The following is an 11937-nucleotide window of genomic DNA, read 5'->3' as shown; positions in this document are numbered from 1 at the left end:
CAACAATCCAAATAAGGTGCAACCAGTTTCTTGAGAATAAGTTGCACCTAGTCGGAATTACCGCCGAATGCCCCGTTTTTGCTCCCTTTTAAGGCAGTCCGGCAGTTTTACTAGAAGCAAATGCACCAAGCAGAAGCAGTACGTTCGTACCGGAATTTAATTCCTGACGAGCTGCTTATTATTCCGACAAAAAAAGGGTTGCACCCGGTTGCACCTCGAACAGCGCGCAGCTAATCTTGCGGCCAGCTGATGCCACGCAATCGTGGCAAACATGAGGATAAAAATATGGCTACCACCACCCTTGGGGTCAAACTTGATGACCCAACCCGCGAGCGCCTCAAGGCTGCCGCGACCTCGATTGATCGCACGCCGCACTGGCTGATCAAACAGGCAATTTTCAATTACCTGGAAAAACTCGAGGGTGGTGCAACCCTGACCGAGCTGAGCGGTTTGACCAAGGACGCCGACGATGCCGTCGATGCGCCAACGGATCACGCCCACCAGTGCTTCCTCGAATTCGCTGAAAGCATCCTGCCGCAATCGGTTTTGCGCGCTTCGATTACCTCCGCTTACCGTCGCCCTGAGCCGGAAGTCGTGCCGATGCTGATCGAACAGGCGCGTCTGCCGGCGGCGATGGCTGAAGCCACCAACAAACTCGCTTCCTCGATTGCCGACAAACTGCGCAATCAGAAAAGTGCTGGCGGCCGTGCAGGGATTGTTCAGGGCTTGTTGCAGGAATTTTCCCTGTCGTCCCAGGAAGGCGTGGCGCTGATGTGCCTCGCCGAGGCGCTGCTGCGCATCCCGGACAAAGGCACCCGCGACGCGTTGATCCGCGACAAGATCAGCACCGGCAACTGGCATCCGCATCTGGGCAACAGCCCGTCGCTGTTCGTCAACGCCGCCACCTGGGGCTTGTTGCTGACCGGCAAACTGGTCGCCACCCACAATGAAACAGGTTTGACTTCGTCGCTGAGCCGCATCATCGGCAAGAGCGGCGAGCCGATGATCCGCAAGGGCGTCGACATGGCCATGCGCCTGATGGGCGAGCAGTTCGTCACCGGCGAAACCATCGCCGAAGCCTTGGCCAACGCCAGCAAGTTTGAATCCAAAGGTTTCCGTTACTCCTACGACATGCTCGGTGAAGCGGCGCTGACCGAACACGACGCGCAGAAGTACCTGGCCTCGTACGAACAAGCCATTCACTCGATCGGCAAAGCGTCGCACGGGCGTGGGATTTATGAAGGCCCGGGCATTTCCATCAAGCTGTCGGCACTGCACCCGCGTTACAGCCGTGCGCAGTACGAGCGCGTGATGGAAGAGCTGTACCCGCGCCTGTTGTCGCTGACCTTGCTGGCCAAGCAATACGACATCGGTTTGAACATCGACGCCGAAGAAGCCGATCGTCTCGAACTGTCGCTGGATCTGCTGGAGCGCCTGTGCTTCGAGCCGCAACTGACTGGCTGGAACGGCATCGGTTTCGTCATCCAGGCTTACCAGAAGCGTTGCCCGTACGTGATCGACTACGTGATCGACCTGGCTCGCCGCAGCCGTCATCGCCTGATGATCCGCTTGGTGAAAGGTGCGTACTGGGACAGCGAAATCAAGCGCGCCCAAGTCGAAGGCCTGGAAGGTTATCCGGTCTACACCCGCAAGGTGTACACCGACGTTTCCTACATTGCCTGCGCACGCAAACTGCTGTCGGTGCCGGAAGTCATCTATCCGCAATTCGCCACCCACAATGCGCACACCCTGTCGGCCATTTACCATATCGCCGGTCAGAACTATTACCCCGGCCAGTACGAATTCCAGTGCCTGCACGGCATGGGCGAACCGCTCTACGAACAGGTTGTAGGCAAAGTTTCCGAAGGCAAGTTGAATCGTCCGTGCCGCGTGTACGCTCCGGTCGGGACGCACGAAACATTGTTGGCGTACCTGGTACGTCGTCTGCTGGAAAACGGCGCGAACACCTCGTTCGTCAACCAGATTGCCGATCAGTCGATTTCGATTCAGGCGTTGGTCGCCGATCCGGTGGCCAGCATCGAGCAGATGGCTACCGTGGAAGGTGGTTTCGGTCTGCCGCACCCACGCATTCCGCTGCCGCGTGACCTGTACGGTGCCGAGCGCGCCAATTCCAGCGGCATCGACATGGCCAACGAACATCGTTTGGCCTCGCTGTCCTGCGCGCTGCTGGCCACCGCGCACAACAACTGGAAAGCCGCGCCGATGCTCGGTTGCGTTTCCAGCACCGAAACCCCGGCGCCGGTGCTCAACCCGTCCGACCTGCGTGACGTGGTCGGTCATGTGCAGGAAGCCACTGTCGAAGACGTTGATAACGCGATCCAGTGCGCCCTGAACGCCGCGCCGATCTGGCAGGCCACCCCGCCGGCCGAACGCGCGGCGATTCTCGAACGTGCCGCCGATTTGATGGAAGGCGAGATTCAGCCGCTGATGGGCCTGCTGGCTCGCGAGGCCGGCAAGACCTTCGCCAACGCCATCGCCGAAGTGCGCGAAGCCGTGGACTTCCTGCGTTATTACGCGGTGCAGGCACGCAACGATTTCAGCAACGACGCGCACCGCCCGTTGGGTCCGGTGGTCTGCATCAGCCCGTGGAACTTCCCGCTGGCGATCTTCAGTGGTCAGGTCGCTGCAGCATTGGCCGCCGGTAACCCGGTCCTCGCCAAGCCTGCCGAACAAACCCCGCTGGTGGCCGCGCAAGCCGTGCGTCTGCTGCTTGAAGCCGGGATTCCCGAAGGCGTGCTGCAACTGCTGCCGGGCCGTGGCGAAACCGTTGGCGCGCGTCTGGTCGGTGACGATCGGGTCAAAGGCGTGATGTTCACCGGTTCCACCGAAGTCGCGCGTTTGCTGCAACGCAACGTCGCCGGTCGCCTCGACGCACAAGGTCGGCCGATTCCGCTGATCGCCGAAACTGGCGGGCAGAACGCGATGATCGTCGACTCTTCGGCGCTCACCGAACAAGTGGTCATCGACGTGGTTTCTTCGGCGTTCGACAGCGCCGGTCAGCGTTGCTCGGCGCTGCGCGTGCTGTGCTTGCAGGAAGATTCCGCCGACCGTGTCATCGAAATGCTCAAAGGCGCGATGGCTGAATGCCGTCTCGGCAACCCAGAGCGTCTGTCCGTGGACATCGGCCCGGTGATCGACGCCGAAGCCAAGGCTGGCATCGAGAAACACATTCAGGGCATGCGCGACAAAGGTCGCAATGTCTACCAGGTGGCCATCGCCGATGGCGAAGAAGTCAAACGCGGCACCTTCGTGATGCCAACGCTGATCGAACTGGAAAGCTTCGATGAGCTGCAACGCGAGATCTTCGGTCCAGTGCTGCACGTGGTTCGTTACAAGCGCAAAGACCTCGACCAGTTGATCGGCCAGATCAACGCTTCCGGCTACGGCCTGACGCTGGGCGTGCACACGCGCATCGACGAGACCATCGCCAAGGTGATCGATAACGTCAACGCCGGTAACGTTTATGTGAACCGCAACATCGTCGGCGCAGTGGTTGGCGTGCAACCGTTCGGCGGCGAAGGTTTGTCGGGTACGGGTCCGAAGGCTGGCGGCCCGCTGTACCTGTACCGTCTGTTGTCGACTCGTCCTACGGATGCCATCGAACAATCCTTCGCTCGCGGCGACGCTATCGTTGCCCCGGACGTGCGTTTACGCGATGCCATGAGCAAGCCGCTGACCGCTCTGCAAGCCTGGGCCGACAGCCAGAAACTGGCGGAACTGAGCGCGTTGTGCGTGCAGTTTGCGGCGCAATCGCAGAGCGGGATTACCCGTGTGCTCGCCGGCCCGACTGGCGAACGCAACAGCTACGCGATCCTGCCGCGCGAACACGTGTTGTGCCTGGCGGAAGTCGAAGGCGATTTGCTCACGCAACTGGCGGCGGTTTTGGCTGTAGGCGGTTCGGCAGTATGGCCGGAAGCTGACCTGACCAAGGCATTGTTCGCACGTCTGCCGAAGGAAGTTCAGGCGCGGATCAAGCTGGTTTCCGACTGGAGCAAGGACGAAGTGGTGTTTGATGCGGTGCTGCATCACGGCCATTCCGACCAATTGCGCGCGGCGTGCCAGCAAGTGGCCAAACGTGCCGGAGCGATTGTCGGGGTTCACGGTTTGTCGCAAGGCGAAACCAACATCGCGCTGGAACGCCTGGTGATTGAGCGGGCGTTGAGTGTTAACACGGCTGCGGCGGGTGGTAACGCGAGCTTGATGACTATCGGCTGACACGCCACTGATCGTTCCCACGCGTGTGGGAACGATCAAATGCAAAACCTGTAGGAGTGAGCCTGCTCGCGATAGCGGTCTGTCAGTCACATCTGTTCTGGATGTGCCGCCGTCATCGCGAGCAGGCTCACTCCTACATTTGATTAGCGTTGCCCGCGACACACCATCACGCTCATCAATCATCCTGTTCAGCCCTCCCCGCGCGCGCCTAGACTCGGTCCATTCCCAAAAAAGGTAGGCCGACATGTCCGAGACGTTGCTCAGTTCCCGCAATCTGGCTTTCGAGCTGTATGAAGTCCTCGATGCCGAGGGCCTGACCCAGCGTGAGCGGTTCGCCGAGCACAATCGCGAAACGTTCGATGCCGCCATCAGCACCGCGCGCAGCATCGCCGAGAAGTTCTTCGCCCCGCACAACCGCAAGAATGACGAAAACGAGCCGCGCTACGAGAACGGTGAAGCGATCCTCATCCCGGAAGTGAAACCCGCCGTGGATGCTTTCCTCGAAGCCGGTTTCCTCAACGCTGCGCGAAGTTTCGACGCCGGCGGCATGCAACTTCCTACATTGCTCTCGCAAGCGTGCTTCGCGCACTTTCAATCAGCCAACGCGGCGTCCACCTCCTACCCCTTCCTGACCATGGGCGCGGCCAACCTGATCGAAAGTTTCGGCACCGAGGAGCAGAAGCAGCGCTTCCTGCAACCGATGATCGACGGGCGATTCTTCGGCACCATGGCGCTGACCGAACCGCACGCCGGTTCATCGTTGTCGGATATTCGTACACGCGCCGAGCCGGCGTCTGACGGCAGCTATCGACTCAAGGGCAACAAGATCTTCATCTCCGGCGGCGACCATCCGCTCTCGGAAAACATCGTGCATATGGTGCTGGCGAAATTGCCGGACGCGCCGGCCGGAGTGAAGGGCATTTCGTTGTTTATCGTGCCCAAATTTCTGGTCAACGATGACGGCAGCCTCGGCCAGCGCAACGACGTGTTGCTGGCTGGTCTTTTTCACAAGATGGGCTGGCGCGGCACCACGTCTACCGCGCTGAACTTCGGCGATAACGGCGAGTGCGTGGGTTATCTGGTCGGCAAGCCGCACCACGGTTTGAGCTACATGTTCCAGATGATGAACGAGGCGCGGATCGGCGTCGGCATGGGCGCGGTAATGCTCGGTTACGCCGGTTATCTGTACTCGCTGGACTACGCTCGCGAACGCCCACAGGGCCGGGTGCCGGACAGCAAAGACCCGAACACCGCGCCGGTGGCGATCATTCAGCACGCCGACGTCAAGCGTATGCTGCTCACGCAAAAGGCCTACGTCGAAGGCTCGTTCGACCTGGGCCTGTACGCGGCGCGGTTGTTTGATGACACCACCACACTGGAAACCGCAGAGGCGCGCAAGCAGGCGCATGAGCTGCTGGATTTGCTCACGCCGATCGTCAAATCCTGGCCGTCGGAGTTTTGCCTGAAGGCCAACGAACTGGCGATCCAGATTCTCGGCGGCCACGGTTACACCCGCGAATACCCGGTGGAGCAGTATTACCGCGACAACCGGCTGAACCCGATTCACGAAGGCACCCACGGCATTCAGTCGCTGGACTTGCTCGGGCGTAAATTGGCGCAGAACGGCGGCGCTGGACTCAAGCAGCTGATCCGCCTGATCGCCAATACCGCCGAGCGCGCGCAGGCGTATGAATCGCTGACCGCGCTGCGTGAGCCGCTGGAAAAACTGGTCGCGCGCCTGCAAACGGTGACCATCGGTTTGCTGACCGATCTGGGCCAGGGCAAGGTCAACAGCAGCCTGGCGAATTCGGCGCTGTACCTGAAAGTGTTCGGGCACACGGTGATTGGCTGGCGTTGGCTGGAACAGGCGATCCGCGCCGAGGAGGGATTGGCCAAAGGCAATGCGGCGGATGTCAGCTTCTATAGAGGCAAGCTGCAAGCGGCGCGCTATTTCCTGACGTGGGAAGTGCCGGGTTGCCACCATGAGTTGGCGATTCTTGAGGCGCGCGATGATGTGTGCCTGGGAATGCAGGATGAGTGGTTCTGACCTTCAGAAATGTCGTCTGCCTTGAAAACCAACCCCTCACCCCAGCCCTCTCCCCAAAGGGGAGAGGGGGAAAGGGAGCCGATCTTCATGGTTTTCAGAGCCTGAGTTCGACTCGATATTTCAGGTCGATGTAAATCGAAAGAACACATGGTTCAGTCCCTCGGGGAAAGGGGAACGGGAGCCGATCTTCATGGTCTTCAAAGCCTGAGTTTGACTCGATATTTCAGGTCGATGTAACTCGAAAGAACACATGGGTCAGTCCCTCGGGGAAAGGGGAAAGGGAGCCGATCTTCATGGTTTTCAAAGCCTGAGTTCGGCTCGATATTTCAGGTCGATGTAACTCGAAATAACAACTCGGTCAGTCCCCTCGCCCCGCTGGGGAGAGGGGGAAAGGGAGCCGATCTTCATGGTTTTCAAAGCCTGAGTTCGACTCGATATTTCAGGTCGATGTAACTCGAAAGAACAACCCGGTCAGCCCCCTCGGGGAGAGGGGAAAGGGAGCCGATCTTCATGGTTTTCAGAGCCTGAGTTCGACTCGATATTTCAGGTCTATGTAACTCGAAAGAACAACTCGGCCAGTCCCCTCGCCCCTCGGGGAGAGGGCTAGGGTGAGGGGGCAGCCGTTACTGACACACCGCAAACCTCACTTCAACCGAAACCCACCCATCTGCCGCGCCAGGTCATCGGCCAATCGCTGCAGCATCTGGCAATCCTCACGACACGCGCGAACTTCCCCGGCCGTCGCTCGCGCCAGATCGGAAATCCCTTGCACGTTGCGGTTGATCTCTTCGGTCACCGCCGACTGTTCTTCGGTCGCGGTCGCCACTTGGTGGTTCATGTCGCTGATGCGCTCGATTTGCCCGGTAATCGCCGTCAACGAGGTGCCGGTGCGCTGGCTCGATTCAACGCCAGTGCCGGTCGCAGCCTGGCCCGAATGCATTGAGGAAACAGCATTCTCCGCGCCCTGCTTGAGGCTGCCGATCATCTGCTGAATCTCATCGGTCGACGACTGCGTGCGCCGCGCCAATGTGCGCACTTCATCCGCCACTACCGCAAATCCACGGCCCATGTCGCCGGCACGCGCCGCTTCGATGGCCGCGTTCAGCGCCAGCAAGTTGGTCTGCTCAGAGATGCCGCGAATCACCGCCAACACTTGATCGATCGACGCCACTTGCTGCGCCAACTCACCCACTGCCGTCGCTGCAACGCCGATTTCATCGGACATGCTTTCGATATGGCGGATCGAGCCGCCAACCACTTCGCGCGCCTGCATCGCTTCATCGCGCGCGGTTTGCGAGGCGACGGCAGCGCTGCCGGCGTTCTGCGCGATTTCCTGCACAGTCAGGCCCATTTCGTGAACGGCGGTGGCGACCATTTCGGTCATTTCCTGCTGACGCCCGGAACGCTCGGCGGTGTTATCCACCACTTTCGACACTTGGCCGACGGCGGTGCGCAATTGTTCGCTGGTGGCGAGGACTTCGCCGATCATGCCGCGCTGACTGTCGAGGAAGCGGTTGAAGCCGCGCGCGAGGTCGCCCAGCTCATCGGCGCGGCTGGAATCTAACCTGTGGGTCAAATCTCCACCACCGCTACCGATTGCTACCAGCGCCGCTGTTACCTGGCGGATCGGCCGCACCAAACCACGGGCCAGCAACACCACCAGCAGCAGGCACACCAGCGCCACCGCGAGGCCAATCGTGCTGCTCATCCACATGGCGCGGCGTGCTTCGGCGTAGATCTGCGACTGTGGCACTTCGGCCACGAGGGTCCAGCCGAGGTCGCGCAGCGGCAGGCTGAGCGCCAGGAAATCTTCGCCATCGCGGGTAAAACTGCTACTGGTGGCAGATGCTTTTGAGGTCGCGGGATGGCCCATGACCGCATGTGCGGCGGGGGCGCCAATCTGTTCGGCGAGAGAACGCTTGCCGCTGAATTGCGCCTCCGGGTGAACCTGGATCAAACCGTCGGAACGCACCAGATAGACTTTGCCGCGCTCACCGAAGCTGAAATTGTGGATCAGCTCCGACAGCTCTTTCATGCTCAAACCGAGCCCGGCAACGCCCACGACTTTGCCGGCCTGCTCGACTTTAAGGTCGATGAACAGGGCCAATTCTCCGGTCGCGGTGTCGTTATCAATATTCAGGGTGCGCGGCTGGTTGCTGTCGAGGAACGTATAGAACCAGGCGTCTTTGGGGTTGGATCGGCTGAGCGTGCGGTCCAGGCCTTTTTCCGTGAAGTAATGATTGGTCGCGGTGCCGATGATCAGCGCGGTAAACGCCTTGTGCTCGGCGCGAAGGCTTTCCAGGTATTTCGCGAAGGTGTCGGTCTGGGCACCGTTTTCGCCCTCGGCCAACCAGTCGCGCACCATGCTGTTGCTGGCGATGTCCTTGGCGGCGGTGAGGGGCTGAACGAGGATGCGCTCGATGTCGTTGCGCATCGCTTCGATGCTTGACGGCAGGGCCTGCTCGACCAGATAACTCTGGGCGAGGCGATTGACCACAAGGGTATAAACGCCAATCACGATCAGAATACTGACCAGCAGGGCGGTGCCCATCCCCAAAATCAACTGCCACTGAATACTGCGTCGCCAGAACTGCATGGAACACCCCCAAAGAATAAGTGGCTGAAACCCTGCAACAGCCGTGCCGATTGTATACAACCCAAACGACAATTTATTCTTTGGTTGTGCTCACGCCGATCAGGCCTGATTGATCGTCTTGGCGATCACTTCAACCGTGGCGCTGACTTGCTCTTGGTAACGGTCGAGTTCGAGTTGGTGCTGCTTTTTCATTTCGATCTGCTGCGAGCACAGGTTCATCGCAGCCAGCACCAGCAAGCGATCACCGATCAGCGTCGGGTATTTGCGCTTGGTGTCGGCCAATGCGGCTTTCAACATCATGGCGGCGTCCAGCAGGGTTTGCTCTTCCCCGGCCGGTGCCTTGATCGAGTAGTCCTCCCCCAGGATCGAGACGACTTTCACCCCTGCGGCGCCCGGATTCATGCGCTGACAGGGCCGGCGCTGACGCGCTCAACCAAGGCCTGGATGCGCGCGGCGGTGGCGCCTTGTTTCTCTTCCTGTTCCATCAGGCTCAGTTGCAGGCTTTCGTTTTCATCCTTGGCCTGGGCCAGTTCTGCGCTCAGGGTCTGGTTGGTGCCGAGCAGGCTCTGGTTCTGTTGCACCAGGTCGCTGACCAGTTGTTCCAATTGACTTAGGGATGCTTCCAACATTTTGATTTTCCAAGCTTTTTCAAAGGGCGCGTACGATAAAGAAAAGTCACCACGGATGCCAGGGTTATTGGGCCGCAAGGCCTTGATTTCACTGGCGGGCGACCTTCCTCGCGAGTTTTAAAGACTGTGATTGGCGGATCTGGTTCCTGCACTTCGTCGCCGCGCCGCACGTGCGACAAATACGCACAGGGCCTCAAGACTTTAGTCGCAGGACCGATAAGTCCTGCATACAGCAGTCTCAGCCCGCACGGATGCGCTTTCCCCCGGTAACTTCCATGTCCCTTCGTAATATGAATATCGCGCCGCGCGCGTTCCTCGGTTTTGCCCTGATCGGCGGCCTGATGTTGATTCTGGGGGTGTTCGCCCTCAATCAAATGAGCAAGATCCGCGCGGCCGGTGAAGACATCGCCAACGCCAGCGTGCCGAGCATCAAGAGCCTCGACGAATTCACTCAACTGACCCTGCGCCTGCGGGTGTTGTCGTACCGTTTGCTGATCAACCGCGAACCCGATGTGCAGCAGAAAACAATGGACCTGTTTGATGCGCGCAATCAGCAGATTCGCGACGCGCAGCGGGTTTACGAGCCGTTGATCGATGGCGCCGAAGAACGCGCGGCTTACGATCAATACGTGCAGCTGCTGGCGCAGTACCGCCAACTCGAAGACCGGATGAAAAGCCTGTCGCGCGCCAACCAGGTCGATGACCTGCGCAAAATGCTAAACACCGAATTGCTGACCAATTCGGAAGCGGTGAATAGCGCGCTGGCGAAACTGCTGGAGATCAACACCCGGCAAATCGCCGAGACCAATCAAGAAGCGACTGATCAGTATTCGTCGTCCTTTAATCTGGTCATCACGTTGCTGATTTTCGCTACTGGCCTGACCGTGCTGTTTGCCTGGCTGCTGACTAACAGCATCACCAAGCCAATCGCCAATGCGTTGGGCGCGGCGGAAGAAATCGCCGAAGGCAACCTGACTCGCCCGATCATCGTCGATGGCGAGGACGAAGCCGGTCGCTTGCTGGCAGCGATGGCGAAGATGCAGGAAAAACTGCGCGACACCCTGCAACGGATCTCCGGCTCGGCCACGCAATTGGCCTCGGCAGCGGAAGAGCTGAACAGCGTCACCGACGAAAGCGCGCGGGGCCTGACTCAGCAGAACAACGAAATCGAGCAAGCCGCAACCGCCGTCAATGAAATGACCAGCGCCGTTGAAGAAGTGGCGCGCAACGCGGTGAGCACTTCCGAAGCGTCAAAAAACGCTACGACTTCTGCTGGCGATGGCCGTGATCTGGTGCAGGAAACGGTCAGCGCAATCGAACGCATGAGCGCTGATGTGCAAAGCACCGCGACGCTGATCGGCGACCTGGCGAACGAATCCCGTGACATCGGCAAAGTGCTGGATGTGATTCGCGGTTTGGCTGACCAGACCAATTTGCTCGCGCTTAACGCGGCCATCGAAGCGGCGCGTGCCGGTGAAGCCGGGCGTGGTTTTGCCGTGGTTGCCGATGAAGTGCGGGCCTTGGCGCATCGCACTCAGCAGTCGACCAGCGAGATTGAGCGGATGATCGGCAGCATTCAGAGCGGCACCGAGCACGCGGTGGATTCGATGCGTAACAGCACCGAACGCGCGGAATCGACGCTGAGCATCGCCCGTGGCGCGGGATTGTCGCTGGACACGATCAACACCGCGATTGTCGAAATCAACGAACGCAACCTGGTGATCGCCAGCGCCGCCGAAGAGCAGGCGCAAGTGGCGCGCGAAGTTGACCGCAACCTGGTGAACATCCGTGACCTGTCGGTGCAATCGGCGACCGGGGCCAATCAGACCAGCGCGGCGAGCAACGAACTGTCGCGCCTGGCGCTGGACCTGAACAACATGGTTGGACGCTTCAGCCTTTGATCTGAAATGAGCGGTGCGCTCAACAGCCACCCCTCACCCCAACCCTCTCCCCATGGGGGAGAGGGGGAAAGGGAGCCGATCTTCGCGGTTTTCGAAGTCTGGGTTCGACTCCAAATCGCAGATCCGCTCCTGAGTTCGCTGCAATCTTTCAGGTCGATGTACGTCGAATAAACACCCCGATCAGTCCCCTCGCCCCTCTGGGGAGAGGGCTAGGGTGAGGGGCCGATCCCAAGCCGACTCCAAATCGCAAAACCACTCCCGAGCTCAATGCAATCTTTCAGGTCGATGCACGTCAAATACACACCCCGATCAGTCCCCTCGCCCCTCTGGGGAAAGGGCTAGGGTGAGGGGCCGATCCCAAGCCGACCCCAAATCGCAAATCCACCCCCGAGTTCGCTGCAATCTTCCAGGTCGATGTACGTCGAACAAACACCTCAGTCAGTCCCCTCGCCCCTCTGGGGAGAGGGCTAGGGTGAGGGGCCGATCCCAAGCCAAATCGAAATCGCAAAACCACCCCTGAGTTCGCTG

The 11937-nt window shown here is 59.8% G+C and carries 6 protein-coding genes and 1 pseudogene; 4 read left to right on the top strand and 3 right to left on the bottom strand.

Features of this window, described 5'->3' with window-relative positions; genetic code table 11:
- Positions 1-285 precede the first annotated feature (285 nt).
- Positions 286-4236, top strand: coding sequence for a trifunctional transcriptional regulator/proline dehydrogenase/L-glutamate gamma-semialdehyde dehydrogenase (gene putA, locus FBY12_RS19830; RefSeq protein ID WP_101207691.1), 3951 nt, complete (start codon positions 286-288; stop codon positions 4234-4236).
- Positions 4237-4480: 244 nt separating this feature from the next.
- Positions 4481-6283, top strand: a complete 1803-nt coding sequence (locus FBY12_RS19825; RefSeq protein WP_145255179.1) for an acyl-CoA dehydrogenase — start codon at positions 4481-4483, stop codon at positions 6281-6283.
- A 643-nt stretch (positions 6284-6926) separates the two neighbouring features.
- Here FBY12_RS19825 and FBY12_RS19820 read toward each other — a convergent pair.
- The 3 genes from FBY12_RS19820 to FBY12_RS19810 form a co-directional block, all read right to left on the bottom strand.
- A complete protein-coding gene (locus FBY12_RS19820; RefSeq protein ID WP_145255176.1) occupies positions 6927-8879 on the bottom strand; it encodes a methyl-accepting chemotaxis protein in 1953 nt (650 codons plus the stop codon).
- Between the two features lie 99 nt (positions 8880-8978).
- Positions 8979-9281 carry a cell division protein ZapA gene (locus tag FBY12_RS19815; protein ID WP_145255173.1) on the bottom strand — a complete coding sequence of 101 codons (303 nt, stop codon included), beginning with the start codon at positions 9279-9281 and terminating at the stop codon, positions 8979-8981.
- Positions 9278-9508: a hypothetical protein gene (locus FBY12_RS19810; protein ID WP_054053207.1), complete on the bottom strand. Its 231-nt coding sequence runs from the start codon at positions 9506-9508 to the stop codon at positions 9278-9280. The genes FBY12_RS19815 and FBY12_RS19810 overlap by 4 nt, the downstream gene beginning before the upstream one ends.
- Positions 9509-9759: 251 nt before the next feature.
- On the opposite strand from FBY12_RS19810, the pseudogene FBY12_RS28195 reads away from it, so the two are divergent.
- Together FBY12_RS28195 and FBY12_RS28190 are read left to right on the top strand one after the other, a co-directional pair.
- Positions 9760-10554 (top strand): annotated as a pseudogene (locus FBY12_RS28195) (MCP four helix bundle domain-containing protein); the annotation flags it as partial.
- Positions 10537-11409 carry a methyl-accepting chemotaxis protein gene (locus FBY12_RS28190; RefSeq protein ID WP_371927502.1) on the top strand — a complete coding sequence of 291 codons (873 nt, stop codon included), beginning with the start codon at positions 10537-10539 and terminating at the stop codon, positions 11407-11409. The pseudogene FBY12_RS28195 and the gene FBY12_RS28190, both read left to right, overlap by 18 nt.
- The last annotated feature ends 528 nt before the right edge of the window (positions 11410-11937 follow it).

It is taken from the genome of Pseudomonas sp. SJZ131 (assembly GCF_007828705.1).
GTDB classification, from domain to species: domain Bacteria; phylum Pseudomonadota; class Gammaproteobacteria; order Pseudomonadales; family Pseudomonadaceae; genus Aquipseudomonas; species Aquipseudomonas prosekii.
Note: the sequence above shows the minus strand (reverse complement) of the source record. Positions and strands in the feature narration are given on the sequence as shown.